Genomic DNA, 25,736 nt, shown 5'->3' on the forward strand with positions numbered 1-25,736 from the left:
TGAAAGACCTTCTTCGATCTGCACGTACGATGTACATTAAAAAGCCCCGCTAACGCGAGGCTTGGTTTGATATGGATAATGACAATCAATCTTCTTTTTTAATCACTACTTCCTGCGGCCGCATCTGCTGTATGGCTCGGACAATGCAGTAAGGAATTACTGCCCAGGCAACTCCCATGGCTGCTCCTGCTGCTTGCTGAGGTGCGCTGACAGCGCCGAAAACCCCAACGATACCTTGAACAAAACCAATAGCCCCGAAAACAACACAAATAGCCCAGAGGATTCTCATAAGCCTAACTCCTTTTATTAAAGAGCTATTAGGATAATACTGAATGCTGTTTAGTAAAGCTCTAATGCACGGCAAAGCCGCCGAAAGTTAACGGTTTGCCCAGGCTCACAGCTGCAAGACTTTCTTTGATATGCGCGTGCGATGCGCATTAAAAATGCCACCAGCGGATGCCAGTGGCCAATGAGGATAAAGTTATGCTTCGAGTTTTTGGATTGGCTGGATTGAGGTAACAACACACTGGCGACGGCTGACGTTGTTTGCTTCAGCAATACCCATCTCAGTTAACAAAACCTGAGAGTCTATATCCTGCCCCTCTTCTAATCGAAGGAAGACATTCCCCTTCTTTACTAAAATCCAATCAGCGGAGTAAATCTCCCACACTAGAAAATACAACATAAGCATCCTTATCATACAGTTATAAAAACTGTATGATAAGGCAGCGTATACTCTTCTGAAAGCATTATCACAGGCACTCCGTGAATGTCTGCTGTATTGCGATGGCGAAGGCAATACAAAAGTTATAGTGGTTCTGAGACGCGTCTATGGTTTGAAATCCAACGGAAACTCCTCACCGATAAGCTCCGGCGTAAGGGGTAATAAACCATCATCACTGGCGGTCTGTATAGCTTTAACTGCCGCTTTACACAATTCCGGGTTCCCTTCTACTACATGCATATTGGTGATTTTATTTGTTCCTTTCGGCTGATGAACACGGATAGTGCATGTATCTCCGACATATCTACTGGCATATGGAAATCTACTTTCAACTGCCTCTTTAAATTTTACAGCCCATTGATTGATTATGGGGAACTCCTGTCTCTGCTTTGGTGTTAATGTTTGTTGTTTTGGCCCCTGACATCCCACCAGGAATAATACGAGGAAACATAAAAACTTACTCATTCTGCGCTCCTTACTAAATGTTTCCGAAGTTATAACATATATACAAACGAAGAATGAACGAGCTATTCTTACTTTGTATTGCAGGCATCTACACAGGGCCTGATGTAATGCTTAACAGTCGGCAACTAGACGCTCTACAGCACGACATGCCCACCAGCAGGCGAGCTTTGTAATGGCTGCCACTATCCGAAGTAGCTCCTACAGAGAAATCATTCCTGTCAAGGAATCACATCTTTACCAAGGAGGATTAATGGTTGATGTAATGCATTACGTTGTTATCAAGAAGCATGCGATTGACCACGCACATTTAGTCGTTTATCTCTTCGAGAGCGACGGAGGCAGGTATTTTTCTGCGGCACGCGCACCAGAGGATGTTGCGTTTGAGATCGGCGATATCCTCAAACATGATGTTGCGAATATCTGGGTTCGTAGCGATGGGACAAAACTAAAATTAGAGGGTAATATTTCTTGCTATACCCTCCAAGAGGCTGAGGCCCGATTTACACAACTAATTGCCGAAATTTGATGAGAAATCTAAGGCACTCAGTGAAGAACTACTGAAGTGCCTTTATTGGCTGGCTCTTGCTTTCTCAGCCTGCCTTATGTCGGCCTTGTCGCGGTTACACTGCCCAAGCGCAGAAAGCAGGCTGACATTCAGGTCCAGACTTTGCCCCCATGACATCGGATCCAGGATAGCCGGGTAAGGCGTCTCAGCCGTGAGGTTTGCCGGAAGCGGCACCACCGGCACCTTGATGTAAACCGTCCGCGTATTGCTGCAGCCGCTTAACTGCGCCATCAGGAACAGGGCGGCGAGCACAATCATCGTTCGCAACAGCAACCTTGATATCTGCCGATGCTCCCGATGCGTCCAGTGCGATCTGCTCTTTTGCATGCTGGTTGACCTCGGAGATGGTGTTGAAAATGGTCATGTTGGTCAGGACGTTAGAGGTCACTGACTCAGCGGCGTTAATCTGCTGCTCTGCGGTTTCTGCGCGCGTCTGCTGCTGACTGGCAGCGTTGTGGTAGTGCATTGCCAGCCAGCCAAGGCAGACAATCAGGCACACCAACACCACGGAGATAATGGCGGTAAGGCGGTTCACTGATCTATCCCCCAGCATGCCAGTGCGCTTTCCTGGACGCGCCGCTCGACCTGACCGTAACAGCCGTTCTTTTGGCCTTTGGTTAGTCGGCAATCACGGCCACCGTCTTTAATCCACCAGCGGATTGCTTCGCATGCCCCTTTACGGTCACCAGCGTTGATGCGATGGTAGAATGTCGATGGATAGCATTTCCCGGGACCAATGTTGTACGGGCAGAAGGACGCAATGCCTACCTTTTGTGGCTCTGTCAGAGGCACTTTGATATTGCGATCAACCCAGGCTAATGCCTTATCGCGTTCAATAGCGTTAACCTTGCGACATTGTTCTTCAGTGGCCGTCATGCCTTTAACAACACGCCTGCCATCGATGACGGTCACGCCGTGACATAAAGACCAGACCCCACCCGGATCAACAACGGCCACCAGCGCATTGCCTTCTTTCTCGCTGATGAACTGGTCAAAAATGAGTGGAGCAGATGCACCTGATGCGATTAGTGCCAGCACTGCTGCGCTGAGTTTTGATTTATTAGACATCATTCACCTCGCGCAGCTCTTCGACGGTCTGCTTTGATTTGGAAATAGAGGTTGGTGAGAAAGGTGAGCAAGCCGAACAGTAAACTACCGATCACACCTATAGCCGCCCACTGCTCTGGGGAGTAACCGTCAAGAAGTCTTCTAAACCAGTAAATGGCACTACCTCCCGATGCGCCGTAGGAAATGCCAGTAGTTATTTTGTCCATTCGATACATGCTCTCACCTCGCTCTATGCGGGTGCTGTTGTGAGAATAAAAAAAGCCCGCTTTTGAAGGCGGGCTAATGAGTTGACTATTTGTAAGGTAGGTGTGAGTAAGGCCTATGCTCAGGAGTGAAGCTGTATCGGCTGATTCACTATCGGTCCAGGAGAACCACAGGGCATTCAGTTACTTCCCACAACTCAAAGAGTAGCAGCAGTTTGCAAAACCATAAAAAAAGGCCTGCTTTTTATGGCAGGCTCTCAAGGAATTTGAAGCTTGTATTATTGTTGTCATGGTGCCGGGTGCCTCCCGGTGACTCTACCCCAGTCAGCAAAGCCGCGCGCATACCTGCAGATAGCAGTCGACTGGAACGCCCTTTCGCTTAGAAAGGATTCACCACAGAAATAAATTACGCTGAACTTATTCCTTCGGTCAATGGGATTAGTCATTACTTCATGATGGCGGATTTACAAATGAAAAAACCTCGCCGAAGCGAGGCTATTTGAATTTGAGGCACCTCATCCAACAAACCACCCCGGTTAGTTGGATTTTGACGAGATGCTTTTGGATGAGCGCTGAACCCAAGGGTCAGTATTTTCACACAGCAATTTTGCGAAAAGCAGCGCTCACGCAAAAACATCTATGGGAGATGAAGGAAATTGGCATCGACAATGAAATCCGAGATAACATCAATGTAAATAACAACTCCAGCTATAAGGCTGGCAATCAGTATCAGGGCAATCAACCAGACGCCCATAGGTCACCTCTTCTGTGGTATTCCCAATACAATCCTTATTCATCACTACATAGAGATGAAAGTACATTGCACAGCTAACCACAAAACAGATTACCAACGCCAGCGTTTTGAGTATCTTTAACAATACATTCTCCCTGTTCATTTATTGTACGCAGTTTAATTCAAACTGGATCAACAAACTGTCAACACAAGAGATAAACCATAGCTTGCAGCACAGGGCCCTTAAAATTTTTTTACTTCGAATATGTCTGGTTAGTTCGGCGATATGACAGGGGTACTGGTGCAATACACCTTCGCGAATACCCCTGTCGTATCGCCGTAAAGCAAAAGCCCCTACTGGCGGGGCTTTTGTTATTTTCAAATTGTCGCTTAAGTTCGCTGCCATCGCGGCGCAGCTCTGCCAAGCATGAATGAATTATCTAAATTCATGGCTCGTTTTCAATATATAAATAGAATTAGAGCACAAAAAGTTAAAACCCAATCATTCAGCTCTGCTCAGCCAGGAGTTTCCGCGTAGATAAAAAGACCTTCGCCCTGAATATCTCCAGGCACCAGCGAACTCGTTTTCTGGCCTCCCAGTCCGTTAGCCACGGTGCGATAGACTGTAGTTCCCGCGTAATGTCTGAGATTTTTTTGCGTGAGGTGTAATACTGCAGACCGACGATATACACCGGGTCAGTTACATCTAGCGCCTGCAGCACCGACTGCTCTACAAAATCCACATCATCATCGTGCATAGCTTCATCAATGATGCTGGTGGCGGGCTGTGGCCACAAAATTGCGTGAGCACGATTTAACGCCTGCGGCCCTCTGAATCCCTCTGCTCGAGCTTGTTCCAGTGCAGCTGTAAAGCGAGACAATGCCTTATCCGACCATCGCCCGCCCTTAAGAACATCCCAGCATGCATGAGCGCGAGGCAATCGTGGGGCTGTTCCACCGCTTACCCCCTCGCCCCATGTTGTCAGCAATGATTTAATCCATGCCGACTGAATACCTGTAAGAAGCATGCTTTTACCCAGCCAGCTTTTACGCGGCGCACTCGCTGCTTTACCCAGCGCTTCAATATGATTACGGCGTTGACGTGGTGTCATCCTGTTCGCTCCTTACGCCAGAACGCCGAGCGCGTAGGCCCGGTCCAGCACTCTAATGATCATTTCCAGCTGCGAGCCATATTTGCGCTCGAATGCCAGGCGGTCGTTATGAAGTTCGGTATGATGTTTTCGGCAAAGTGGAATCGTGAAGATGTCGTGAGCTTTTGTTGCCATGCCACCCTGCCCCCATCCGATTAAGTGATGCGGGTCATCTGATTGCTGCTGGCAGCATTCGCAGGGCTGTGTTTTTACCCAATTCAGATAATTGCGACTTTCCCAACGCAGACGCTTCGGTCGACGCATGAAAGACTGAGGCGGCGCCGGTTCCACCATCACGCCCACCAGCGGTTCTGTCAGCGCATCAGGCAGGTCAACAGCTGAAACTAATTCCCAAAGGATGCTGCTGGCCGGTACAGAAGGCGTAATATCGCTTTCGCGACCAATCTTGCTTTCTCGAGGTAAACGAAGCGCTTCACGAACGCATGATTCTGGAAGTGCATCCGTAACCCCTTTACGTACTGTCCACCAGCAGAGCTCTGCAAGTGAGATCTCACGGCTTTTGTCCAAGCAAAGATAAATGCGGACAGAATCCAGCACATAGGCAACCACGTTATTACAGGCCAGGTCTTCCAGACCCTCGGTATGTTGTTCACGCAGCTGATTATCACAATAACCACAAAGTAAAATGGAACCCGGCTCATGGTGCATGATGGTTAATTCGTGATAATGGTAATCGCTATGAGCGTACTGGCAATTTCCTCCTCCATACTTCAGCAACCAATAATCAAGCCCGCTAATACCACCAGCAGCAGTCAGGACCTTTTCATTCAAAAAGAAGCTTCGCAACTGCTCGTTTTCAGCCAGTGGCTGCCTAGCATCGGGAACACGGCCTGTTTGATATTCGCGCATGCTTTCAGGCTGACGCTCGATCAACACTCTACCTGCGGTGAACAACTCCATCAGCTCTCTGCCTGGCTTCAACAGTACGACACCCAACTCCCGTGCAATCACAGGTTGAAGAAGCGCACGCATCACACTCTCTCCCTGATAATGATCTGCCCATTCTCGCCCCAGAGCTTTGTTATCCTTGAATCCCAGATATGCGTGTCGTCTTCGAAGAGCGCATCCATCAAAGACTTCATAAGATTATCAAGATCGGGCTTACCCTGATGGGGCTTCCCGTTCATCTCTGCCCGCTTTTTCTTGCTCCAGCTCTTCGGCATTGGAAGAACGAAGGTAACGTGTGAATTTGATTCGGGCATGCAAATGCCCAGGAGCCGGACGTGATCGCAAAAGGCCCGGTAACGCATAACTTCAGGGCGCTTCTTCCATTTGTCGGCACGCGTCATGCGTGGCTTACCCATCGGGAGGATGTTGTACACTGTCACGATCACCCCCATGCACGAGAACGCATGCTTTGCGCTGTCTTAGCTGAGGATTTTTGCTGAGGTAGTAATGCGCTGACTATCCAAAAACGAGGGTCAATATCGAGGCTTTTCTCGACGGGGACGCCTTTAGACTTGTAGCGAGCCACCAGTTCATTGGCTTCTTCGGTTGTCAGCCCGGTGTGAGTGAACCAGCTTTTCTTCATGACGCCTCCTGCAGGAGTGACATCAAAAGAAAAATGCTGGCCCGTTGAGGGGTCAGTAGGCATTTATTCGGGTTTGGTGTTTGCGCCATGGTTTCTCTCCAGTGGCGCAGCAGGTATAGGGTGTTCAGGCCTATGACGGGAGTGTAACAGAATTCTTGGAAACGCGATAACCAGCCCGTTCAAGCATCTGCGTAAAGAGTGTCGGTGCTCCTACTATCTCATCATCCTGTAACGGCATAAAGGATACTTCATCCCCACGTCTGTACATGAGCGCGCGACCACTATCAGGAAATGAGTGCAGTCGCGCAACGATAACCCCATCGTTGCATCTGATGACCGCATAGCCCTTGTTAGGTAATTCTTCTTTTTGTTCCACCAATCTCCCCTCCAAACTGGAAAATTTCTGCATGCTGTTTCAATAAAACCAGTCGTCTGCACTTTCCCAGGTCTGCTGGAGGATTTCCTCAACCGTCTTTTTAGCTTCTTTTTCGCCACCGTAAACACTTAACCCATCGGAACCTGCGCGACGCACAATCAGACAGCACTCCTCGAACTGACTCTGGAGTCGTTTTAATAATTCTCTCTCAAGTGCCGGGACTACACCCTCTGGAAGTTCTTTAGTACGATCAATGGTTAATTCAACTTTCATAAGCGCCTCCACCGCAAAAGCTGTATGTTTATACAGTACACTTATGGAGAAGTTTGATCAACGCCTTAACAGCACGAATTGTTAAAGTATGATTATGTTGTTTACAAACGAGACAGTGAGCGGTAATGTCGAAGCCAGTATTACTCACCCAATAAATTCTTCATTAAATCAGCACTATATAACTAATCTTTTATTGGAAACGACAAGCCATGAAAATAGCCACTTCACCCAGACTCATTCTTCGTTCATTTAAAGAGAGTGATGCTTTAGCTCTTCTGGACTATCTGTCTTCGCCACGTACTCCCTGTTTTCAGGATGAAACGCTCAACTCAGTTGAGGATGCCGAGGATGAGGTATGCAGAAGGGCAAAAGATCCAAGCCAATTTGCTGTTTGCCTCAAAGACACCGACCTCGTTATTGGCCATCTGTTTGCAGAAAATAGTGGCGAGCCAGATGCTAATACGTGGTCCGTAGGTTGGCACTTTAATCAGCGCTATGAAGGGTACGGGTATGCAACAGAATCAGTTGGGGCCCTGTTTAAATATTTGTTTAATGTCAAACAAGCAAGACGCCTCTACGCATACGTTGAAGACTACAACCTGTCCTCACAAAGATTGTGTTCCCGCCTTGGGATGCGACAAGAGGGTTGTTTTAAAGAGTTTGTTTCATTTATTACGGATAAAGGCGAGGAAAAATATGACAATACATTTGTTTACGCATTATTAAAAAAAGAATTTAAATCAACGAGTTAAATTACGTTTCAAGTACTTATCAGAGTATGTAAGTTTTGGCTGTGCCATATAAATCCCCTGTGCGCAAGGAGCGGACATCCATTGTACTGGTTTGTTGAGCTCAATCAGGCAAACAATGCTGCCTGCTGCAGGTTATTTATTATTTAGCCAAATGTTTTCTCATCAGTGCATTTTCTAATGTAATTCCACGGCAAATAGGAAAACCTCTCTCCACTACATGAAAGCCGTGTCGTAGAAAGAACGCTTCCGCAGCCTTACTTACATTTGAAGTAAGCTCACTAGTTCCATGTTGCCTCGCTTCCTCATGAATGCAATTCATAAGTAATGTCCCTACCCCCTGTCCTGAATAGGTTCCTGAGACATAAAAATGGTCAATGTACCCATTTGGTTGGAGATCTGCATATCCAGCTATTTCGCCTTCAACCTCTACAACAATAGGGGATAGTTTCCTCATGTGATTGGCCCATTGTTCCTGGTCGATTTCTGCCGGGGCCCAAGCATCAATTTGTTCATGTGTGTAGTAGTGTAATGCGACGGTATGTACAGAAGAATAAAACACGTTAAATAATGAGATTTCATCCCCATTACGGAACCTTCTTATTTTCATAAAACCTCATTATGAAAGCTGCTTGTAGAACAATACTACTTTTTGTGAAACAGGGTGTCATCTCCTCTCTCACAGTGGGCCCCTGCCCAGTTAGCCAGTCCGTTCCGTGCCAAAATCAGACTGATACTTCATGTTCGAACGCATTCGCTAAAACCCGCAGTTTACCGACAATCAAAACCTTACCAGTGCCTAGATTTGATATCCACCTGCTAAAAGCGAGATCACTTTATTGAATTATAGTGTTCTATCACTTTTTCTATGCGTTCTAAAAGAGGAGTAAACCGTGAAAAATCAATAATACCTTTCTGCGCCTTAACAATATGCGTCGCAAATGCTTCTTTACTTAAGTCATTAACTTTGTCACGGTCAGCGACCGTATTAAAACGCTTTCCTTTATACTCCCTGAGCCGATCAGCATCACTAAAGAAATACTCAATATCAGTCTCAGAATCTCCCGCTCCCTGAGGAGTGAGCACCAGATAAAGATTGCAAAAAATATGAACAAATTCAGACTGACGGATATCGTCCACACTTAGACCCGCTGGGAAAATATCAATACCCTTAACTCTTTTAACATCATTAATAAGGTTAATAGGGCCGGAGTCATTATCCACGAACATTATTACTGGGTGCGATGGTTTAGGTGCTTTGTAAGTATTAAACAATGCTTTGTAATTGGCTACAAAATCCCTCAGATAATCGCCACCACCAAAAAGCTCTAATAAGTATCGGGTTCGCTCATTATATTTGAAAAACTGAGTTAAAGCCTTATAAGGCTCTTTGGCACTTTTCCCACTTGCCAGTTTAGGGAATTGGACTGCGAGCTTCCATATTGCTGATTTTAAATAAATATTATCAGTCTGACCTTCAGTAAGAATCGTAGGTTTGGTGTTACCATAGAACCAGCGATAAAAAAGAAACTTACTAAATGTTGTCTCTCTGGACGTATGTAAATAACGCCTTCTTGAAGGGTTACTTTTTCTGATGGCGTCTTTTTTTAAATGATACTTAGGATTTAACTTTTCGCCCTGACGAAGCCGGTTATAATGATCAACTTGGTCAATGAAAGTCAGTTTCCCTTCGAGCCTGTGAATATTGCCAGTCACCTCAGCGCCATTTATCGTCTCTTTAAACTCGCCCGAGTTAAACAGATGATTACACTGAGCACGAACAAGCCGCCAGTATTCTTTTTTAGTATTTGGTTTTTTATTTACAACTAACCCCGTAACTTCCTGCCGGGAGTCTTTGTATTGGTCTCTCGTTTTCGATTCATTAATCGAAAATCCTGAACGGGCAATCTCTCTTCTGATGACCTTCCCTGCAACAAAAGTATGATCATCTGATTTTGCTACAGAAGAGGATAAACTTTCCCTCCTAGTTGAAAAGGTTATATCGTCTGCATATCTCGTATACGTACATGAATGCTTTGCGGCGACCGCCGCTAATTTGATATCTAAAGAATGAGTGATTAAATTAGAAATTACGGGTGAACACGGACTGCCCTGGGGCAGTTCGTTATTATAACAGGCTATTTTTGCAATCACCGTAGCTATTTCTGGTTCAAGCAAAAAGTTTCCGTTTTTAATGAAAAAACCTCTCACCCTTCCGAAATTAAAACTACCGAAGAAGTTTTCTAAATCGATATTAAAAACATGCTTTTTCCCTAAATGCATCATTGCGTTGGTAATAATTGAACGCTTTCTTTCAAATCCATGCGAAAGCGAGGGCTGTTTTATTTCTGAGCCAGAGCACTTCACTTTTAAAAAAGGAGAATTCTTTGCTTTTTGCCTCGTTATCTCTGAATCTGGGAACTTCAGAAAGATAATTTCATCCAAGCAGTCAAGTAATAAATCTGAAAGGCAGGATTGCAGTTTTTTTAGCATGCCTGAGGGAGCGCTGATAATTCTTTTACCCCCGTTTCTCTTGGGGATCTCGAATTTCACGTATTGATTTTCAGGCTTGACGATGTATAAGCAATGCGTTAATGCAGAGGGCTTGACGCCTAAAATCCTTGCTAAATCCGGCTTTGTCTTTGCCGATTTTAATAATAAAAGTCTATTCACTGTACGTCACCATTTGAAAAGGTTTATGGGCACTCTTACGCAAACTTGACAAGAATCTAAGTAGCGCCAGGACAATGAGTTCCTGAAAGGGCAATCCTATCGGACATTTTTTTCACTGATCGCGAAACGCGACCCAAAATCTGCCCATAAACCTTCTTCAATATATCAAAAATCGGGCGACTTGCAATTTATCTGTTCCTGCTCGACTGACATTTTGTGATTTCAGCAGCATCCGCTTCTTGTACATAGGGACGTTGTTCACATTTCACGACCTGACCGCCCCTGATTTTTTTTCTTTCCTTTCGGTAAAACGCCAATTCTATCTAATCCGCCTGATACAGCTCAGAGCTCTATATATTGTGCCTCTCTCAGAAGGGAGACATACCAGATATAGGGGACTGGCGGTCGGCACCGAGCAAGAACGCGCCGGTTTGCCTGCTGCACCATTCGGTGAAACTCCGAGCTTTAACCGAGTACGATTTACCGCCAGCTGAGCTTTTACCTTCCTTTTTTACAGACTTCACAATAGTTAGGTGGAGTTAGAAAATGTGATTGCTGACATTAATCAAATGTCCGCTGTGCGCTCAAAGCGGACCTTCATGAGCATGAGATGCCGCGGTTAAGCGGCATTCTCTTCTACATTCACCTTACTTTCTGGTGTGTGAGAAGCGTTTCAGGTCGAAATCGATAATTGCTCGTTGGTCACGGAAAATGCCGCAACGACCGTAACGGATCAATTCGTCCCGTGCAATGGCTATTCGTATGTATTTCTCTGCGGTTGTGCGATGCAGATCGAACAGCGCAATGACTTCTTTTGTCGTGATACGGCCATGCTTTTTCACCAACTCAATGATCCTTGAAATGATTTGATTGCGTTCACTCTGTGTTTTTGGTCTCGGCATTGGTTACACCCTCCCCGCCTGGCGCAGGCAGTCTTTACGACGCTTAGCGATACGGGCTACTTCAACAGCGCTACCGGCGATACCAAACATGTCCGAATATACTGCTGCTGCTCTTCGCCAAAGCCCCCTCTCCTCTAGCTCCTTCGCTTTCTGCTCGGCAGCCTGCATCCTGACCGGATCACTTTTTTCAACCATGCATGGGAGGATTACGTCTGGAATTTCTGCGTGCGGTACCGCCCGGTATGTGTACTGAACGCTGTCACGTGAGCGAATAATCACGCCTTCGTCACTGAGTTCGCGCAGCAGCCTTCCGGCTGTACCTCCAGTCATGTCCAGCGCTTCGGAAACATCGCCAACGGTGCAGTTCGGTCGGTAGCGCACAAATACCGCCACCTGCTCTTTTTGTGTTAATGCTTTGGTCATTGGTCAATACTCGATTAGTTGGTTAAACCTGCCGCTTTGAGGCGTTGGTATTCTTCCATCAGTAGCTGTGCCGGAGTTGGCCCTGCCGGATGCTGCGGTGCAGCTAGCTGTCGACGGATTGGTGGAACTGAAAGCCCGTTGCTTACGTGCTTCGTCCATTTGATTAATAATTTCTCTGCCAGTTTTTTAAGTTCCCCCTCGGTCATCTGACGCTCAATACCAGTTCTGCGCATTTCTATGCAGATGTGATACAGCACCGGCTGCGGCCACGGATATTTGTCGCTACCCGAAAAACGATACGACTCGTTACGCCAGCGACGGTATTCACTCATCACCCGGTCAGATGTCAGCCCGAACGGATTGGCACCACTCTCTGAAGTCAGCGAAACGAACTCAGCAAGATCCGGGGGCCATGTATTTCCTACTGCGCAACGGTCCATGCATTGCCGACAAACCAGTTTGATCTGGCCCTCAGTCATCGAACCTATCTGAGCTATCCACAGGGCCGTGGGTTCTACCCCATTCTTCTGCGTCCAGCGGTTCGAGAAGATTTCCCCCATCACCTGCCATAGCCGCCACGCCGTCTCCGTCGCCATCAAGTCCGTTCCGGCGTCGCCACTCTGCGTGTGCTGATTGGATTTGCTGAACAGCTCGGGACGCTGCTGGCTGTGGTCTAACTGATGCATTCTCGGTACCTCCCGTTTGTGGTGCTTTAAGAACCTTTGCGCGATCCAGGTGGCGAGCGAACTTCTGCTCCCACTGAATTTGATGAAACACTTTCCCTTCGGCTTGCCAGTAAGCGATGAAGCTGCTCAGCTCGGCTTCGATATTTATGCCCGCCTTGATCGGCATGCCCCACAGATTTGCCTGTCGAGCAAAGTCGGCTGTTGGATTCCAGTTTTCAAACATCCGGAATTTGCCGATTGTCTGCTGTTGCCCAATTCCGAGACCTGGCTGATCCGGATAATCAGGAATAACAGGTTCGACCAGTTCTCTATGTGTGGGGTTTAGATCTTTATGGTTCATTGGTAGATTCCGTGTCCCGTTTTTGGGACTGTTTAAAGGGAAAAACGGTACTCTTTGGTTAAAATCTGAACTATTAACAATCCCGTTTTTGGTACCCTTATCACCTGAAATAGTCCCGTTTATGGCACTGTTTGTATTAACAGTTCCGTTTTCGGTACGGTTCAAATTAACCGTCCCGTTTTTGGGATCCTTTAAAGAGTTCCAGTTTTGGGTCTGTTCGGAATCGGGGATGCTTTCCTCAACACCGACCAGCTTGTACACAGGAATTTGCTTTGTCCTGCCGCGCCGTTCGCCTGTATCGACAACCAGGCCGATTTCCTGCAGATGCTGCAAGCCTGCAAGCACCGTCTTTCTGTCCATCTCAGTAGCCTCTGCAAGCGCAGCGACGGATGGGTAAGCGCACAAGTCAGCGCCGCACATATCAGCCAGCCAGGTCAGGATCGCCTTACTGGAGGATTTTCCGGTCTTAACTTTCTTGGCCCACCGCATTGCATCAATGCTCATGAAGCCTCCGGGCAGAATTCATTGATCAAAACTCGATTAAAAAAATTGCGGCGCTACGGCGCTGATACTCGCCAGTAGTGGTCCCGCCGCGTCAGCAGGTAACATGTTGAATAAAGCGATTGCCGCTTCGCGGATCTCCTTCTCAAGCTTTTGCAGCGGTGCGCCCAGCAACTTCGCCTGATGTGCCTCACTGCATTCTTTGATAGCGCTCGCCACCAGCTCGGCTTCCGTTCTGGCATTACTCAGGCCATGCTTTCTGGCAAGCTCAATGGGCATAGCGGCGACGATTGCCCCCGACAACTGCATGACGTAAGCGGTGTATTTTTCCGAGCCACCTTCGTTTTTCAGATACCGGAATAGATTCTGCTTGTTGACCGCGATACCGCGGCCCCCTTCCTTCGCCCACTGCTCTGCCACCAACTGAGCGATTTTTTCCTGCGCCTGGCCGGGCAAAGTGGATTCCCACTCCCGAACTGCAACCTGTATTGAACGGTGCTTAAAGCTATCTCGCCGATGCGCCATAAATTGATTTTGAGTTTTCAGCGGTCCGGCCAGGCGTTGGTTATGATGTTGATATGTAGCTGACTGCATGATTAAGCCTCCTTCTGAGGTAAACCATCTTTTGGATTGGGATAAAGATCAGGACGTAATTCATTAGGAGTAACTTGCCAATCGACGGCCTTACTCACTTTGAGCACCAGCTCTCCGGGAACTTTGTTTTTAAACCAGCCGTTTACAGTTTGGGCTCTCCTTTTCATCCGGCGTCCTAGCTCAGCCTGACTGCAAATCGATAAGAGCTTTTTTTGAATTGATGTCTTCATCAGTTGTTCTCAGTAGTTAACGATGAGTGACAATAAAACAAATTAAATCGATATAGTCAAATTATTTCGATAGTAAGAGCTACAGAAAAAATCTGTATAATTGCTAATAACTAGATGAATTGGATGAAGAGATGAACTTCGGTAAGAGATTGCAAAAGGCGATAAAAGATCTCGAAATATCACAATCTGAGCTGGCACGCAGACTGGGAGTCAAGGCTCAATCTGTTAATGGCTGGTGCAATTCTGACATTTTACCCAGATCTGAAATACTGAATCTTCTTCCCGCTGCGACTGGGTATCCACTCTCATGGTTCTTTATGGAGGATGGTGAGACCCTCGAAGAGCACGATCCTTGGGCACCAAAACCAAAAGTTAAGCCGTCAACAGAACTTCAAGAAAGACTTCTGGATGCATTCGAACAATTGCCAACAGATGATGAAAAAGAACGAATTATCAAGATAATAGACCTTAGACTTGAAGAGCTCGATAATTTTGCAAAGACTTATCTGCAGAAACGTAATCTGATCCCGCCAACCAAATAGCCTTTCTTTTAATTCACCCTCTTGTGCTCGGGTCATCAATGACCCTAGGTTTTTCTCGCCCCAAGCTATCGATTTAATTTGACACATATCGATTGTATTGATAATAATATCTCTATCGCAACGAGTCATCGAGGCAGGACGCCCACGAAGTAGCTGCCGGCGGCATACGAAACACCGGATGAGATGGCAAGACAATCGCGCAGCAGGTTTACCGTTCCGCCAGCCTGGCGTTAAAGGCACACAGGAGTTAACCATGATCGATTTCGCACGCAAAAAAGCTGGCCCCCAAGCCGTTCGCTTAAATCTGTTTGAAGTTCTGGTTCGTAAGCTTTGCTACTTACTGGCCCAAAAAGGCAATCCAGAGCTAAAAGCATGAGCTCGTTCTTTGCCCTGATCGTTACCGTCTGTGCCCTCACCGGGGAATGCTCAGACATCATGCTCGGTGTATACAAAACCGATATGGCTGTGATGCAGCTACCAAAGAGCAGCACATTAAAGGAGAGTGTTACCCGTACAAATCGGCTGACGACCAACAGCCAGCTTTCAAATTTTAATCGAGTTGTGACCAATGGCTGCTACCAGCCCCTAAAAGCACAAAACCCGCGCAAGGCGGGTTAAGTACCCGGTCAGCCGACCAAAGCTTTCCGGAATCGAGTTTTGACCAATGACCACTACCCAAGGCGGCAATCACTAGCTACGGGTATCTTACAACCAAAATTAAGGACCCGATATGGAATTCTTTCATTTAATCAAGGCAACACAGAAATCCGGCAAAGAAGATGCCGTCATCTGGTTCACTGCTAAATCAGAAGCGCGAGCCAATTTGCAGCTGGATGTAGAGCTTGAAGATGCTGGCATTGAAACCGGCCGGGGCAAGGATTATAGCAAGCCTGTCCGTACCGATTTCCCTGTTTACAACGACCTACCGGAAGAATGCACAGTGGATTACACCTGGTGCAAACGCTACGAACTCCAGGACGATGGACGCACCTGGCTGCCAAAGGCTGGTGCGGAGTCTACTGGAGCCGTGGACAACAACACTGCCGCTCCGGAAGCGACCACTACAGTTGAAACCACCGTCGAGAGTGTCCCGCTTGAAAACCGCACTCCAGCAGTACGTTTTGCCGTTCACCTGACCAGCGACAAGTATCAATCACACATCACAAAAGAGCAGCAGCTTGCTGCCAGCGAAATGTCACTGGATGAAGGCAACACCTATCTTCAGAACCTGCTGCTGGCGAAGAGCGACATCCCTGAAGTTGCCGAACTCAGCCCGAACGCTGAGTGGAAACTCGTTCAGGCGATTAAGCAGGTATTCGCGCCAGATGAAACGCACGAAACTGAAGATATCGCTGCATTCATGGCTGACTGGGCTAAAGCAGATGCCAGCGCTCGCAACCAATTAGTGGAAGACTGGCGCAGCGGCAAATTTCCCCCTCTGAAATCTGAAAGCACCAGCGACACTGGCGTTATAGCAGGTCAGGGTCTTGAACCTGATAACGCTATCCAGATTGACGAGAATGATGACGAAACCACACGTTATCCAGTCGTTCGTATGCCCTTCCGCAAGCAGCTACTCGCCCAGTTCACCGCCGACGAACTGCGCCACCACTTAACCCGCGAAGAATACGAAGGTATCAGCGCGCTTGAGATGGACACTGACAATAGCTATGTCCAGAACCTGTTGCTGGCGGCAGAAAACTGCGAACAGGTAAAGGGTTACGACACCAAAGACCTGTGGCGCTATACCGATGCCATTCGCAAGGTGTTCGGACAAGAAAAGCGTCACGAACTCGCTTTGGTTCTCCGATTCACCAGAATCTGGGCGGCGACTGATTACATTGACCGCGGCCTGCTGGTAAAAGAATGGGCTAAAGGTAGTCGCGTTGCAGAAATACAGCGCACTGAAAGCGGTACGAATGCTGGCGGAGGCAACAAGACCGACAGAAACCCTGACCTTAAACATGATCTCGACACTCTCGATTTAGAGATTGCGCTGGCCACGTTACCAATGGATTTCAACATTTATGATATCCCTGGTGGTGTTTTCCGTCGGGCAAAAGAGATCGTTAGTAAAAAAGAAAGTCCATTCAAAGAATGGTCTAGAGCTCTTCGCGCAACTCCGGGGGTTTTGGACTACTCGCGTGCAGCTATCTTTGCACTTATCCGCAGCGCTCACCCAGAGCATTACCTGTACCCGGCACGTCTCAGCGGATTCATTAACGCGAACCTGACTGAAAGCGATCATTCTGCTCCATCAGACGAAACTCTTGCGGCTGCGCGCCATAACCCTGAGGTGAGCTGGACAAACGAGGTAGCGACTGATTCTGATGTTGAAACTGGCGGCCAGAATGAAGGGACACATGTCGACGACGGCACGCAGCCGGCTCTCGAAAAAGTTAGAAATGGCCTTTTTTCTATTGAAGGGTTGGCCACCAGCAACGCTGAAATCGACCAACAAGATACCGCGGCGGAGTACGTTGATAATATGCAGATGGAAGAAACTGGCAATGATGAAACCCCGGACGGTGCTGCGTTATCAGAAGGCACGGAAGAAACTATCTCAAGCGCAAGCGCTACTGAAACTTATAGCAGCACAACTGCCATAAATAATGATTCCGGTCATCATAATCATGCCGAGCCTGAAATGCTTTATACACACCTTATGATCGACATTGAAGCTTTTGGTAAAAAAGCTGATTCACCAGTCGTATCTATCGGGGCCGTGTTCTTTGATCCATCTACAGGTAATACCGGATCGGAATTTTACAAAGTTATTAGCCTGGAATCTTCAATGGCCAGCGGCGGAGTTCCGGATGCATCTACCATTATCTTCTGGCTAAAAGCTTCGCCCGAAGCGCGCTCTGAGTTGGTAATGGATGACGCTATTCCGCTCGATGATGCATTACTGCAGCTAAATGAGTTTATAGGCGAGAATGCGGTTAACGGCCACGATTCTGTTCAGGTCTGGGGGAATGGTGCCACTTATGACAATGTCCTGCTTGAGGCATCTTATGACCGGACGGGGATCCCCTGCCCATGGAAGTTCTGGAATAACCGGGATGTAAGAACCATTGTCGAGTTGGGTAAAGCCGTTGGCTGCAAGCCTCGCTATGAGATCCCATTTGAGGGTGAACCTCACAAGGCTATTTCGGATGCTCTTCACCAGGTCAAATACGTGTCAGCAATCTGGCAGCGTCTGACAGAACACTGATTTTTTAATTTCAGAAAATGGCCCTGATATGGGCCATTATGAGGTAAATCACATGCTTCAAATGCTGACTTTAGAAGAATGGGCTGCGGAAAAATACCGGAGTAATCCTCCAAGTCTGAATACTTTACGCCGATACGCTAAAGAGAGCATGTTCACTCCCCCGGCCACCAAAGAAGGAAGATACTGGCGGGTAAGAGAAGATGCCGAGATTACAGGTAATTTAACCAAGCCCGTTATTAAAAAATCTGATTCTCCTATGCTTCAAAGGATACTGTCTGATGGCTGCCCGACCACGTAAAAACAACGTTAAGATACCTAATCTTTATCCGCTCTACAGTCGTAAGGTAAATAAAATCTACTGGCGCTATAAGCATCCTGTTACTGGTAAATTTCACAGCCTCGGAACTAACGAGGCTGAAGCAACAGCAATAGCAATCGAAGCTAATGAGCGACTAGCTGAACAGCGCACTAGGCAAGTTTTGGCTATCAGTGACAAGATCGCCACCAGCAAAGGAAAGGCGATAACAACAAATACGTGGTTAGATCGTTATTGGAAAATTCAGGATGAAAGACTGGAGAACGGTGATATCAAGCCGAACACTCATAAGCAAAAGGCTAAACCAGTAGCCCTACTTCGTGAGAGCGTGGGAATGAAATTGATTTCATCCGTCGATGTTCGGGATGTTGCCCAGATACTGGAGTCCTATGTTGCAGAAGGCCAGCCGCGAATGGCTCAGGTCATACGCTCAGTGTTAATAGATGTCTTCAAAGAAGCACAGCATTATGGCGAGGTACCGCCGGGTTATAACCCGGCTCTTGCTACAAAACAACCACGCCGACGGATTACCCGACAACGTCTTAACCTTGACGAATGGAAAAAGATTTTCGAGATTGCAGACGCTAATCACCAGTACATGGGCAATGCAATGCTATTGGCTCTCGTTACTGGTCAACGCCTTGGGGATATTTCCAACATGAAGTTTAGCGATATTTGGGATGACCATCTTCATGTCGTACAGGAGAAGACGGGGAGCAAGCTAGCGATTCCGCTATCCCTCAGACTTAACGCGATTGACTGGAGTTTAAGGGATGTAGTTGCTCGTTGCCAAGATTATGCAGTGAGTCCATACCTAATCCACTTCTTCCGGGCAACCTCAATGGCAGAACGAGGGGCACAAGTGAAGTCGAACACATTAACGATGAATTTCAGTAAGGCACGGGATAAAGCAGAAATAAATTGGGGGGATGGAACACCGGCTACTTTTCATGAGCAGCGTTCTTTAGCAGAACGTCTGTATGAAGCCCAGGGTATTGATACCCAAAAATTATTGGGACACAAGTCCCCTAATCAGACTGCTCGGTACCATGATGATCGAGGGAAGGACTGGATTAAAGTGATTTAATTATATCCTTGTTAAGGAAAACATCGAAAAAATCAATGAAAACCCGCAAAAGCGGGTTAATCAACAAGTAATTTTATATTTCTTTTAAAAATTCGAGGATTCGTTAAATATGACTTCCGGCCAGAAACAACCAACACTCCTTTAAGATGTAACCTTAAAGATTTACTATGAGCTTCGATTGCTTGATTATATAATCCCTCATCAAGTAGACACTCCACTGTACGTCTTTTAATGTTTCGCTGATTTTTTTGTTCAATAATAGTTGCTATACCATTACCGATATCATTTTCTCTAGCAAGCTTGATAACTTTCCCGATTAATATGTAATTTGGAATTGTGTATTGGTTTAAATAATAACCCTTAGCGCGTTTAATAAATGGAATATCAGTAGCGCATATTTTTATAGCTTTGGAACGTAAATTTTCCGTATCAGCATATGGTGAAGGCTGCACTGATATTTCAATTGAACGGGTGTGATTCGAGCCGCTCAGGCCAATAATGGCGGAGCATAATGACGCATTAACACCATGCCTAATAATTTCTTCGAAATACATGAAGTTATTATTATCTTTGAATAGGTTTACGGCTTGGCCTAACTTAGATACACTGTCAATAACTCGCTCGGAAACACTACGGCCAAATGGTTTTGAACAATAGTCTTCTTGATCACTATTAGTGAAGCAAATCGGAGATTCAACCTTCAAAACATAGCTACCAATCTCTGTCTGAGACAATTTCAAACCATCAAAATATTCACTAACTATTGTCGGTGCTTTACCACCATACATACCTTTCTGGGTTTTGATTAATGATCTTGCAGCTGATATCAAAAGCTCTTTCGTTTTAACAAATAATTCAACTCCATCATTGAATGGAATGGAACCATCAGCTACATCTTCATGTATAACTCTAATACGTATAACATCATCACTGATTTCATTTATTTCAGAAATAATGTTGTCAATGCTTTTATTTTGAGTTATAGACAACACGTCAATTAGATCAAGTACTCTTCTCTTAAAATCTGAGGCGGTAGGGATGAGTGGCTGCAAGATCTCATAATTAGAATGATCATCAGACTCCCATATATTAAAAATATTACTCTTACTCGAGATTAAACTCCAGCCATTGAAAGATAAGTATTTCCCAAAATCAGCCGTAGCAATGAATTTCTCGTTTTCAATCTTCATGCTTCTAGCCCCATAACGCTAGCCTGCTTCATCAAATTCTTAAGCAAAGAAACTGTAACCTTTTGAGCTTTTGGTATCTTAACCCTTACAGTTGATGTGTTTGAAGATGCTGGAAAACCACGCAATGATAACCAGTAGCATTTATTGTTAAGAGTAATTCCGTTGCCAGTTTCATCAATCCAGTCACTCACCGACTCAGGCAAGTGTAAAACCATTAAGTATTGAGGAGAAGACACATATTCATCACGTAAATGATCATAGTTCCTGAGATTAAGATCATAAAGATAAAAGTCGCCTTGTTCTTCAAAACGCTGTGTAGCCTTCAATTGTATATCAATGCAAGGGTTACGCCTTCCAGGCCTTGGATAGTCCACGCCTTTTAAAGTCACATCTATACAATCGTTATCTACATCCCATCGTCCAGTGTCAAATCCTGCACAAGAGACTAGGGCTTTAAGATATCCAACCTGAAACTGTTCTTTTTTATGAGATATGTACATTATTCGAGGTTCTACTTTCGTTAGTGAAAGAATAAGACCTATCACTTCTCGGAAATTATTAGCCATTGTGTCAATATCATATCAATCTAAAGTCAGTTTCGTTATATGTGTATTTGATCAGCATCCACGCCTGTTCATATACACAGTATAGACTGTTACCGGATTTTTTATGTAGCACATTTACATAGGTGATTACGACTGTGTAAATATACCATCCATTACAAAATGCTCACTAAAACAATATTATAAGAATTTCGTTTTGATAAATCATTTTGATAAAATTTTGATAACCGTTCGAAAACTATTAATAAAAACGGGAACCAATTGGCTCCCGTTCTTTTTTAACCCAGCACGTGGATTACATGTTCGCGATAATCGCGTCGCCAAACTCTGAACATTTCAGCAGCTTAGCGCCTTCCATCAGACGTTCGAAGTCATAGGTGACGGTTTTCGCGTTGATCGCGCCTTCCATACCTTTGACGATCAGGTCTGCGGCTTCGAACCATTCCATATGACGCAGCATCATCTCTGCGGACAGGATGATAGAGCCCGGGTTCACTTTGTCCTGGCCTGCGTATTTAGGTGCAGTACCGTGGGTAGCTTCGAACAGGGCGCACTCGTCACCGATGTTCGCGCCAGGGGCGATACCGATACCGCCAACCTGAGCTGCCAGGGCGTCAGAGATGTAGTCACCGTTCAGGTTCATACAGGCAATCACGTCGTATTCCGCAGGACGCAGCAGGATCTGCTGCAGGAACGCATCGGCGATCACATCTTTAATGACGATCTCTTTGCCGGTGTTCGGGTTTTTGATCTTCTGCCATGGGCCGCCGTCGATCAGCTCACCGCCGAACTCTTCTTTCGCCAACTGGTAGCCCCAGTCTTTGAACGCGCCTTCGGTGAACTTCATGATGTTGCCTTTGTGAACCAGGGTCACAGAGTCACGGTCGTTGGTGATCGCATATTCGATGGCCGCGCGCACCAGACGCTTGGTCCCTTCTTCGGAGCACGGCTTAATGCCGATACCGCAATGCTCAGGGAAGCGAATTTTCTTCACGCCCATCTCTTCGCGCAGGAATTTAATCACTTTCTCTGCATCAGCAGAGTCCGCTTTCCATTCGATACCCGCGTAGATGTCTTCTGAGTTTTCGCGGAAGATGACCATGTCGGTCAGTTCCGGGTGCTTAACCGGGCTTGGGGTGCCCTGATAGTAACGAACCGGACGCAGACAGACGTACAGGTCCAGCTCCTGACGCAGTGCCACGTTCAGGGAACGGATACCGCCGCCAACTGGCGTCGTCAGTGGGCCTTTGATAGCAACGCGGTAGTCGCGGATCAGGTCCAGCGTTTCGGCTGGCAGCCAGACGTCCTGGCCATAAACTTGCGTCGATTTCTCACCGGTGTAAATTTCCATCCAGGAAATTTTACGCTCGCCTTTGTAGGCTTTCTCAACAGCGGCATCAACCACTTTCAGCATTGCCGGGGTAACGTCTACACCGATACCATCACCTTCGATGAATGGAATGATCGGATTGTGAGGAACGTTAATCTTGCCGTTTTGCAGGGTGATCTTTTTACCTTCCGCCGGAACAACTACTTTGCTTTCCATTAACCTCTCCTTCGAGCGCTTCTGGTTGTTACTGATCTTATGTTAATAAATTGTAATGAGCCCTTCGATAGTACCTGATTGTCCGACGCCATGAAAGGTCTTCGTTATTAGGCTATAATGCGGCAATTGATAACGCCTGAAAATACCATGAAGAAAACTTCTTTTACAAAACACCGGGTTGAGCGATTCAGCTCGCGACAAGCCGCCAGACGACCGCAAGAAACCCAGCCAAAGCGGGTGATTCTGTTCAATAAACCCTACGATGTTTTGCCGCAGTTCACCGATGAAGCCGGACGCAGCACGCTTAAGGACTACATCCCGGTTCAGGGGGTCTACGCGGCCGGGCGTCTGGACCGCGACAGCGAAGGCCTGCTGGTCTTGACCAACGACGGCGCGCTGCAGGCGAAACTCACGCAGCCGGGGAAACGCACCGGCAAAATTTACTTCGTCCAGGTAGAAGGCGAGCCGGATGACGAGACGCTGGAAAAATTGCGCAAAGGCGTCACGCTCAACGACGGTCCCACCCTGCCGGCAGGTATTGAACGCGTGAATGAACCGGAGTGGCTGTGGCCGCGTAACCCGCCTATCCGCGAACGCAAATCGATTCCGACAAGCTGGCTCAAAATCACCCTTTATGAAGGCCGCAACCGCCAGGTTCGGCGCATGACCGCACACGTCGGCTTCCCCACCCTGCGCCTGATTCGTTACGCCATGGGCAACTACACCCTGGAAACGCTGGCAAATGGTGAATGGCGGGACGTTACCTCTTAAGGAGTCACTATGTTTAAACCTCATGTCACGGTTGCCTGCGTGGTCCACGCCCGGGGGAAATTCCTTGTTGTCGAAGAGAGCATTAACGGCAAAGCGCTGTGGAATCAGCCTGCCGGGCACCTTGAAGCCAATGAGACCCTCCTGCAGGCGGCAAAACGCGAGCTGTGGGAAGAGACCGGTATTCACGCCGAGCCCCAGCACTTCATTCGTATGCACCAGTGGATTGCCCCCGACCACACGCCGTTCCTGCGTTTTTTATTTGCCGTTGAGCTTAGCGAAACGTGCGCCACTGAACCGCAGGATAACGATATCGACCGCTGTCTGTGGGTCACCGCCGACGAGATCCTGAACGCGCCAAACCTGCGCTCGCCGCTGGTTGCGGAAAGCATCCGCTGCTGGCAGTCAGGCGCACGCTTGCCGCTGGATGTCATCGGCGCATTTAACTGGCCGTTTACAGAGGGTGCCAATGGTGGGGGGGCGTGATAGAATACGCCGCCTTGAAGTTCAATGTCGTGAGTATTCCATGTCAGATAACAGCCAGAAAAAAGTGATCGTCGGCATGTCCGGCGGTGTCGATTCCTCCGTTTCCGCCTACCTGTTACAGCAACAGGGCTATAAGGTGGAGGGCCTGTTCATGAAGAACTGGGAGGAAGATGACGGCGAGGAATACTGCACTGCCGCAGCGGATCTCGCCGATGCGCAGGCCGTGTGCGATAAGCTCGGCATTGAACTGCACACCGTTAACTTTGCCGCAGAATACTGGGACAACGTTTTTGAACTCTTCCTCGAAGAGTACAAAGCGGGCCGCACTCCGAACCCGGATATTCTGTGCAACAAAGAGATCAAATTTAAGGCCTTCCTGGAATTCGCCGCGGAAGATCTGGGCGCAGACTACATTGCGACCGGTCACTACGTGCGTCGCGCTGACGTGAATGGCAAAAGCCAGCTGCTGCGCGGTCTGGACGGCAACAAAGATCAAAGCTATTTCCTCTATACGCTGAGCCACGAGCAAATCGCCCAGAGCCTGTTCCCGGTCGGCGAGCTGGAAAAGCCTCAGGTGCGTAAAATCGCCGAAGAGCTGGACCTCATCACCGCGAAGAAAAAAGACTCTACCGGCATCTGCTTCATCGGCGAGCGCAAATTCCGCGATTTCCTCGGACGTTACCTGCCCGCACAGCCGGGTAAAATTGTCACCGTCGACGGGGAAGAGATTGGCCAGCATCAGGGGCTGATGTACCACACCTTAGGCCAGCGTAAAGGCCTGGGTATCGGCGGGACGAAAGAAGGTAGCGAAGATCCGTGGTACGTGGTCGACAAAGATGTCGAAAACAATATTCTGGTTGTTGCTCAGGGCCATGACCATCCGCGTCTGATGTCCGTTGGCCTGATCGCGCAGCAGCTGCACTGGGTCGATCGTGAGCCGCTGAAAGGCACGCTGCGCTGCACGGTGAAAACACGCTACCGTCAGACCGATATTCCTTGCACCGTTACCGCGCTTGATGACGACCGCATTGACGTGCGCTTCGACGAGCCGGTCGCCGCCGTCACCCCGGGTCAGTCCGCTGTCTTCTACAGCGGCGAAATCTGCCTGGGCGGCGGGATCATTGAACAGCGCCTGCCGCTGCCCGCTGTTTAACAGCGTTTGCACACATAAAGGAGACCGTGTGGCGAAGAACTACTATGACATCACCCTGGCCCTGGCGGGAATTTGCCAGTCAGCCCGTCTGGTGCAACAGCTGGCGCATCAGGGTCATTGCGACGCTGATGCCCTGCACGTTTCACTCAATAGCGTTATCGACCTCAACCCCGGTTCGACCCTGGGCGTGTTCGGTGGCAGTGAAACCAATCTTCGTCTCGGTCTTGAAACCCTGCTTGGCGTGCTTAACGCCAGCAGCCGTCAGGGGTTAAACGCAGAGCTGACCCGCTACACGTTGAGCCTGATGGTGCTGGAGCGTAAGCTGAGCGCAGCACAAGGTGCGCTTAATACCCTGGGCGATCGCATTGCCGGGCTACAGCGTCAGCTTGACCATTTTGACCTGCAGTCCGACACGCTGCTGAGCGCCATGGCTGGCATTTATGTTGACGTCATCAGCCCGCTGGGCCCACGGATTCAGGTCACCGGCTCCCCTGCCGTGCTGCAAAGCCCGCAGGTACAGGCAAAAGTACGCGCCTCCCTGCTGGCAGGGATCCGTGCCGCCGTACTGTGGCACCAGGTTGGCGGTGGCCGCCTGCAGTTAATGTTTTCTCGTAATCGCCTGACCACTCAGGCAAAACAAATTCTTGCTCATTGTTAACCTCC

At 47.7% G+C, this 25,736-nt stretch carries 34 protein-coding genes; 12 read left to right on the forward strand and 22 right to left on the reverse strand.

Features of this window, described 5'->3' with window-relative positions:
- Positions 1 to 85 precede the first annotated feature (85 nt).
- Both FHC48_RS01795 and FHC48_RS01800 read right to left on the reverse strand, forming a co-directional pair.
- Positions 86 to 289: a hypothetical protein gene (locus tag FHC48_RS01795; RefSeq protein WP_023292741.1), complete on the reverse strand. Its 204-nt coding sequence runs from the start codon at positions 287 to 289 to the stop codon at positions 86 to 88.
- Between the two features lie 540 nt (positions 290 to 829).
- On the reverse strand, positions 830 to 1,189 hold the full coding sequence (locus FHC48_RS01800; protein ID WP_023292743.1) for a cell envelope integrity TolA C-terminal domain-containing protein: 360 nt from the start codon (positions 1,187 to 1,189) through the stop codon (positions 830 to 832).
- Between the two features lie 172 nt (positions 1,190 to 1,361).
- Between FHC48_RS01800 and FHC48_RS01805 the strand changes: the two genes are divergently transcribed.
- Entirely contained in the window at positions 1,362 to 1,715 is a 354-nt protein-coding gene (locus tag FHC48_RS01805) for a hypothetical protein (RefSeq protein ID WP_220418818.1), read from the forward strand.
- A 42-nt stretch (positions 1,716 to 1,757) separates the two neighbouring features.
- On the opposite strand, the gene FHC48_RS23435 is transcribed toward FHC48_RS01805, so the two are convergent.
- From FHC48_RS23435 to FHC48_RS01845, 9 genes are all read right to left on the reverse strand, one after another.
- The gene (locus FHC48_RS23435) at positions 1,758 to 2,012 is read right to left on the reverse strand and encodes a hypothetical protein (protein WP_227010006.1); all 255 of its coding nucleotides are present in this window, start codon (positions 2,010 to 2,012) and stop codon (positions 1,758 to 1,760) included.
- On the reverse strand, positions 1,900 to 2,289 hold the full coding sequence (locus FHC48_RS01810) for a DUF2570 domain-containing protein (RefSeq protein WP_220418817.1): 390 nt from the start codon (positions 2,287 to 2,289) through the stop codon (positions 1,900 to 1,902). Before FHC48_RS01810 ends, FHC48_RS23435 begins: the two co-directional genes overlap by 113 nt.
- A complete protein-coding gene (locus tag FHC48_RS01815; RefSeq protein WP_023292746.1) occupies positions 2,286 to 2,822 on the reverse strand; it encodes a lysozyme in 537 nt (178 codons plus the stop codon). Before FHC48_RS01815 ends, FHC48_RS01810 begins: the two co-directional genes overlap by 4 nt.
- Positions 2,822 to 3,037 carry a class II holin family protein gene (locus tag FHC48_RS01820; protein WP_023292747.1) on the reverse strand — a complete coding sequence of 72 codons (216 nt, stop codon included), beginning with the start codon at positions 3,035 to 3,037 and terminating at the stop codon, positions 2,822 to 2,824. The genes FHC48_RS01815 and FHC48_RS01820 overlap by 1 nt, the downstream gene beginning before the upstream one ends.
- Before the next feature lie 1,227 nt (positions 3,038 to 4,264).
- Positions 4,265 to 4,870, reverse strand: a complete 606-nt coding sequence (locus FHC48_RS01825) for a hypothetical protein (protein WP_220418816.1) — start codon at positions 4,868 to 4,870, stop codon at positions 4,265 to 4,267.
- Positions 4,871 to 4,882: 12 nt separating this feature from the next.
- Complete coding sequence (locus tag FHC48_RS01830; protein WP_220418832.1) at positions 4,883 to 5,902, reverse strand: DUF968 domain-containing protein; 1,020 nt, start codon at positions 5,900 to 5,902, stop codon at positions 4,883 to 4,885.
- Positions 5,902 to 6,270: a RusA family crossover junction endodeoxyribonuclease gene (locus FHC48_RS01835; protein ID WP_220418815.1), complete on the reverse strand. Its 369-nt coding sequence runs from the start codon at positions 6,268 to 6,270 to the stop codon at positions 5,902 to 5,904. Before FHC48_RS01835 ends, FHC48_RS01830 begins: the two co-directional genes overlap by 1 nt.
- Entirely contained in the window at positions 6,261 to 6,461 is a 201-nt protein-coding gene (locus FHC48_RS01840; RefSeq protein ID WP_040017176.1) for a hypothetical protein, read from the reverse strand. The genes FHC48_RS01835 and FHC48_RS01840 overlap by 10 nt, the downstream gene beginning before the upstream one ends.
- 415 nt (positions 6,462 to 6,876) lie before the next feature.
- Positions 6,877 to 7,110 (reverse strand): DinI-like family protein, encoded by a 234-nt coding sequence (locus tag FHC48_RS01845; RefSeq protein WP_220418814.1) that lies wholly within the window; start codon positions 7,108 to 7,110, stop codon positions 6,877 to 6,879.
- A 209-nt stretch (positions 7,111 to 7,319) separates the two neighbouring features.
- On the opposite strand from FHC48_RS01845, the gene FHC48_RS01850 reads away from it, so the two are divergent.
- Complete coding sequence (locus FHC48_RS01850; RefSeq protein WP_220418813.1) at positions 7,320 to 7,862, forward strand: GNAT family N-acetyltransferase; 543 nt, start codon at positions 7,320 to 7,322, stop codon at positions 7,860 to 7,862.
- 139 nt (positions 7,863 to 8,001) lie between these two features.
- Here the strand turns inward: FHC48_RS01850 and FHC48_RS01855 are convergent, their stop codons facing one another.
- From FHC48_RS01855 to FHC48_RS01885, 8 genes are all read right to left on the reverse strand, one after another.
- Complete coding sequence (locus tag FHC48_RS01855; protein ID WP_220418812.1) at positions 8,002 to 8,469, reverse strand: GNAT family N-acetyltransferase; 468 nt, start codon at positions 8,467 to 8,469, stop codon at positions 8,002 to 8,004.
- A gap of 221 nt (positions 8,470 to 8,690) precedes the next feature.
- Positions 8,691 to 10,532 (reverse strand): retron Ec67 family RNA-directed DNA polymerase/endonuclease, encoded by a 1,842-nt coding sequence (locus FHC48_RS01860; protein ID WP_220420493.1) that lies wholly within the window; start codon positions 10,530 to 10,532, stop codon positions 8,691 to 8,693.
- A 647-nt stretch (positions 10,533 to 11,179) separates the two neighbouring features.
- The gene (locus FHC48_RS01865) at positions 11,180 to 11,434 is read right to left on the reverse strand and encodes a DUF977 family protein (RefSeq protein ID WP_220420494.1); all 255 of its coding nucleotides are present in this window, start codon (positions 11,432 to 11,434) and stop codon (positions 11,180 to 11,182) included.
- 3 nt (positions 11,435 to 11,437) lie between these two features.
- The gene (locus tag FHC48_RS01870; RefSeq protein ID WP_220420495.1) at positions 11,438 to 11,857 is read right to left on the reverse strand and encodes a PerC family transcriptional regulator; all 420 of its coding nucleotides are present in this window, start codon (positions 11,855 to 11,857) and stop codon (positions 11,438 to 11,440) included.
- A 14-nt stretch (positions 11,858 to 11,871) separates the two neighbouring features.
- Entirely contained in the window at positions 11,872 to 12,417 is a 546-nt protein-coding gene (locus FHC48_RS01875; RefSeq protein ID WP_259281112.1) for a replication protein P, read from the reverse strand.
- Positions 12,329 to 13,387: a DnaT-like ssDNA-binding domain-containing protein gene (locus FHC48_RS23440; protein ID WP_259281113.1), complete on the reverse strand. Its 1,059-nt coding sequence runs from the start codon at positions 13,385 to 13,387 to the stop codon at positions 12,329 to 12,331. The genes FHC48_RS01875 and FHC48_RS23440 overlap by 89 nt, the downstream gene beginning before the upstream one ends.
- Before the next feature lie 36 nt (positions 13,388 to 13,423).
- Entirely contained in the window at positions 13,424 to 13,978 is a 555-nt protein-coding gene (locus FHC48_RS01880) for a toxin YdaT family protein (RefSeq protein ID WP_220420497.1), read from the reverse strand.
- A 2-nt stretch (positions 13,979 to 13,980) separates the two neighbouring features.
- The gene (locus FHC48_RS01885) at positions 13,981 to 14,208 is read right to left on the reverse strand and encodes a YdaS family helix-turn-helix protein (RefSeq protein WP_155022689.1); all 228 of its coding nucleotides are present in this window, start codon (positions 14,206 to 14,208) and stop codon (positions 13,981 to 13,983) included.
- Positions 14,209 to 14,339: 131 nt separating this feature from the next.
- Here FHC48_RS01885 and FHC48_RS01890 point away from each other — a divergent pair, with 131 nt between their 5' ends.
- The 6 genes from FHC48_RS01890 to FHC48_RS01915 all read left to right on the forward strand — a co-directional run bounded on the left by FHC48_RS01890 (position 14,340) and on the right by FHC48_RS01915 (position 19,367).
- Complete coding sequence (locus FHC48_RS01890; protein ID WP_220420498.1) at positions 14,340 to 14,750, forward strand: helix-turn-helix domain-containing protein; 411 nt, start codon at positions 14,340 to 14,342, stop codon at positions 14,748 to 14,750.
- Positions 14,751 to 15,003: 253 nt separating this feature from the next.
- The gene (locus FHC48_RS23445; RefSeq protein WP_259281114.1) at positions 15,004 to 15,126 is read left to right on the forward strand and encodes a hypothetical protein; all 123 of its coding nucleotides are present in this window, start codon (positions 15,004 to 15,006) and stop codon (positions 15,124 to 15,126) included.
- A complete protein-coding gene (locus FHC48_RS01895; protein ID WP_259281115.1) occupies positions 15,123 to 15,368 on the forward strand; it encodes a YebW family protein in 246 nt (81 codons plus the stop codon). Before FHC48_RS23445 ends, FHC48_RS01895 begins: the two co-directional genes overlap by 4 nt.
- A gap of 112 nt (positions 15,369 to 15,480) precedes the next feature.
- Complete coding sequence (locus FHC48_RS01900; RefSeq protein WP_259281116.1) at positions 15,481 to 17,964, forward strand: exonuclease; 2,484 nt, start codon at positions 15,481 to 15,483, stop codon at positions 17,962 to 17,964.
- 52 nt (positions 17,965 to 18,016) lie between these two features.
- Positions 18,017 to 18,262, forward strand: a complete 246-nt coding sequence (locus tag FHC48_RS01910; protein WP_072262275.1) for an excisionase — start codon at positions 18,017 to 18,019, stop codon at positions 18,260 to 18,262.
- Positions 18,243 to 19,367, forward strand: coding sequence for a site-specific integrase (locus tag FHC48_RS01915; protein WP_220420499.1), 1,125 nt, complete (start codon positions 18,243 to 18,245; stop codon positions 19,365 to 19,367). Before FHC48_RS01910 ends, FHC48_RS01915 begins: the two co-directional genes overlap by 20 nt.
- 56 nt (positions 19,368 to 19,423) lie before the next feature.
- Here the strand turns inward: FHC48_RS01915 and FHC48_RS01920 are convergent, their stop codons facing one another.
- From FHC48_RS01920 to icd, 3 genes are all read right to left on the reverse strand, one after another.
- Positions 19,424 to 20,557 (reverse strand): hypothetical protein, encoded by a 1,134-nt coding sequence (locus FHC48_RS01920; protein ID WP_220420500.1) that lies wholly within the window; start codon positions 20,555 to 20,557, stop codon positions 19,424 to 19,426.
- Positions 20,554 to 21,123 (reverse strand): DUF4365 domain-containing protein, encoded by a 570-nt coding sequence (locus tag FHC48_RS01925; RefSeq protein ID WP_220418741.1) that lies wholly within the window; start codon positions 21,121 to 21,123, stop codon positions 20,554 to 20,556. The genes FHC48_RS01920 and FHC48_RS01925 overlap by 4 nt, the downstream gene beginning before the upstream one ends.
- Positions 21,124 to 21,415: 292 nt before the next feature.
- Complete coding sequence (gene icd / locus FHC48_RS01930; protein ID WP_023292761.1) at positions 21,416 to 22,666, reverse strand: NADP-dependent isocitrate dehydrogenase; 1,251 nt, start codon at positions 22,664 to 22,666, stop codon at positions 21,416 to 21,418.
- A 117-nt stretch (positions 22,667 to 22,783) separates the two neighbouring features.
- On the opposite strand from icd, the gene rluE reads away from it, so the two are divergent.
- From rluE to hflD, 4 genes are read left to right on the forward strand one after another with little or no spacing between them, the layout of a single operon-like run.
- Positions 22,784 to 23,437 (forward strand): 23S rRNA pseudouridine(2457) synthase RluE, encoded by a 654-nt coding sequence (gene rluE, locus FHC48_RS01935; protein WP_008500753.1) that lies wholly within the window; start codon positions 22,784 to 22,786, stop codon positions 23,435 to 23,437.
- Positions 23,438 to 23,446: 9 nt separating this feature from the next.
- Positions 23,447 to 23,920, forward strand: a complete 474-nt coding sequence (locus tag FHC48_RS01940; RefSeq protein ID WP_025911756.1) for an NUDIX hydrolase — start codon at positions 23,447 to 23,449, stop codon at positions 23,918 to 23,920.
- Positions 23,921 to 23,960: 40 nt separating this feature from the next.
- On the forward strand, positions 23,961 to 25,073 hold the full coding sequence (mnmA, locus tag FHC48_RS01945; RefSeq protein WP_021241033.1) for a tRNA 2-thiouridine(34) synthase MnmA: 1,113 nt from the start codon (positions 23,961 to 23,963) through the stop codon (positions 25,071 to 25,073).
- Between the two features lie 28 nt (positions 25,074 to 25,101).
- Complete coding sequence (gene hflD / locus FHC48_RS01950) at positions 25,102 to 25,731, forward strand: high frequency lysogenization protein HflD (protein ID WP_059363128.1); 630 nt, start codon at positions 25,102 to 25,104, stop codon at positions 25,729 to 25,731.
- The last annotated feature ends 5 nt before the right edge of the window (positions 25,732 to 25,736 follow it).

The sequence above is a fragment of the Enterobacter sp. EC_50 genome, assembly GCF_019584525.1.
Lineage (GTDB): Bacteria > Pseudomonadota > Gammaproteobacteria > Enterobacterales > Enterobacteriaceae > Enterobacter > Enterobacter roggenkampii.

Coding starts and splice junctions, on each gene's coding strand:
- FHC48_RS01795 (WP_023292741.1), bottom strand. CDS start 289: ATGAGAATCCTCTGGGCTATTTGTGTTGTTTTCGGGGCTATTGGTTTT.
- FHC48_RS01800 (WP_023292743.1), bottom strand. CDS start 1,189: ATGAGTAAGTTTTTATGTTTCCTCGTATTATTCCTGGTGGGATGTCAG.
- FHC48_RS01805 (WP_220418818.1), top strand. CDS start 1,362: ATGGCTGCCACTATCCGAAGTAGCTCCTACAGAGAAATCATTCCTGTC.
- FHC48_RS23435 (WP_227010006.1), bottom strand. CDS start 2,012: ATGATTGTGCTCGCCGCCCTGTTCCTGATGGCGCAGTTAAGCGGCTGC.
- FHC48_RS01815 (WP_023292746.1), bottom strand. CDS start 2,822: ATGTCTAATAAATCAAAACTCAGCGCAGCAGTGCTGGCACTAATCGCA.
- FHC48_RS01820 (WP_023292747.1), bottom strand. CDS start 3,037: ATGTATCGAATGGACAAAATAACTACTGGCATTTCCTACGGCGCATCG.
- FHC48_RS01825 (WP_220418816.1), bottom strand. CDS start 4,870: ATGACACCACGTCAACGCCGTAATCATATTGAAGCGCTGGGTAAAGCA.
- FHC48_RS01830 (WP_220418832.1), bottom strand. CDS start 5,902: ATGCGTGCGCTTCTTCAACCTGTGATTGCACGGGAGTTGGGTGTCGTA.
- FHC48_RS01835 (WP_220418815.1), bottom strand. CDS start 6,270: ATGGGGGTGATCGTGACAGTGTACAACATCCTCCCGATGGGTAAGCCA.
- FHC48_RS01840 (WP_040017176.1), bottom strand. CDS start 6,461: ATGAAGAAAAGCTGGTTCACTCACACCGGGCTGACAACCGAAGAAGCC.
- FHC48_RS01845 (WP_220418814.1), bottom strand. CDS start 7,110: ATGAAAGTTGAATTAACCATTGATCGTACTAAAGAACTTCCAGAGGGT.
- FHC48_RS01850 (WP_220418813.1), top strand. CDS start 7,320: ATGAAAATAGCCACTTCACCCAGACTCATTCTTCGTTCATTTAAAGAG.
- FHC48_RS01855 (WP_220418812.1), bottom strand. CDS start 8,469: ATGAAAATAAGAAGGTTCCGTAATGGGGATGAAATCTCATTATTTAAC.
- FHC48_RS01865 (WP_220420494.1), bottom strand. CDS start 11,434: ATGCCGAGACCAAAAACACAGAGTGAACGCAATCAAATCATTTCAAGG.
- FHC48_RS01870 (WP_220420495.1), bottom strand. CDS start 11,857: ATGACCAAAGCATTAACACAAAAAGAGCAGGTGGCGGTATTTGTGCGC.
- FHC48_RS01875 (WP_259281112.1), bottom strand. CDS start 12,417: ATGGGGGAAATCTTCTCGAACCGCTGGACGCAGAAGAATGGGGTAGAA.
- FHC48_RS23440 (WP_259281113.1), bottom strand. CDS start 13,387: ATGAGCATTGATGCAATGCGGTGGGCCAAGAAAGTTAAGACCGGAAAA.
- FHC48_RS01880 (WP_220420497.1), bottom strand. CDS start 13,978: ATGCAGTCAGCTACATATCAACATCATAACCAACGCCTGGCCGGACCG.
- FHC48_RS01885 (WP_155022689.1), bottom strand. CDS start 14,208: ATGAAGACATCAATTCAAAAAAAGCTCTTATCGATTTGCAGTCAGGCT.
- FHC48_RS01890 (WP_220420498.1), top strand. CDS start 14,340: ATGAACTTCGGTAAGAGATTGCAAAAGGCGATAAAAGATCTCGAAATA.
- FHC48_RS23445 (WP_259281114.1), top strand. CDS start 15,004: ATGATCGATTTCGCACGCAAAAAAGCTGGCCCCCAAGCCGTTCGCTTA.
- FHC48_RS01895 (WP_259281115.1), top strand. CDS start 15,123: ATGAGCTCGTTCTTTGCCCTGATCGTTACCGTCTGTGCCCTCACCGGG.
- FHC48_RS01900 (WP_259281116.1), top strand. CDS start 15,481: ATGGAATTCTTTCATTTAATCAAGGCAACACAGAAATCCGGCAAAGAA.
- FHC48_RS01910 (WP_072262275.1), top strand. CDS start 18,017: ATGCTTCAAATGCTGACTTTAGAAGAATGGGCTGCGGAAAAATACCGG.
- FHC48_RS01915 (WP_220420499.1), top strand. CDS start 18,243: ATGGCTGCCCGACCACGTAAAAACAACGTTAAGATACCTAATCTTTAT.
- FHC48_RS01920 (WP_220420500.1), bottom strand. CDS start 20,557: ATGAAGATTGAAAACGAGAAATTCATTGCTACGGCTGATTTTGGGAAA.
- FHC48_RS01925 (WP_220418741.1), bottom strand. CDS start 21,123: ATGGCTAATAATTTCCGAGAAGTGATAGGTCTTATTCTTTCACTAACG.
- icd (WP_023292761.1), bottom strand. CDS start 22,666: ATGGAAAGCAAAGTAGTTGTTCCGGCGGAAGGTAAAAAGATCACCCTG.
- rluE (WP_008500753.1), top strand. CDS start 22,784: ATGCGGCAATTGATAACGCCTGAAAATACCATGAAGAAAACTTCTTTT.
- FHC48_RS01940 (WP_025911756.1), top strand. CDS start 23,447: ATGTTTAAACCTCATGTCACGGTTGCCTGCGTGGTCCACGCCCGGGGG.
- mnmA (WP_021241033.1), top strand. CDS start 23,961: ATGTCAGATAACAGCCAGAAAAAAGTGATCGTCGGCATGTCCGGCGGT.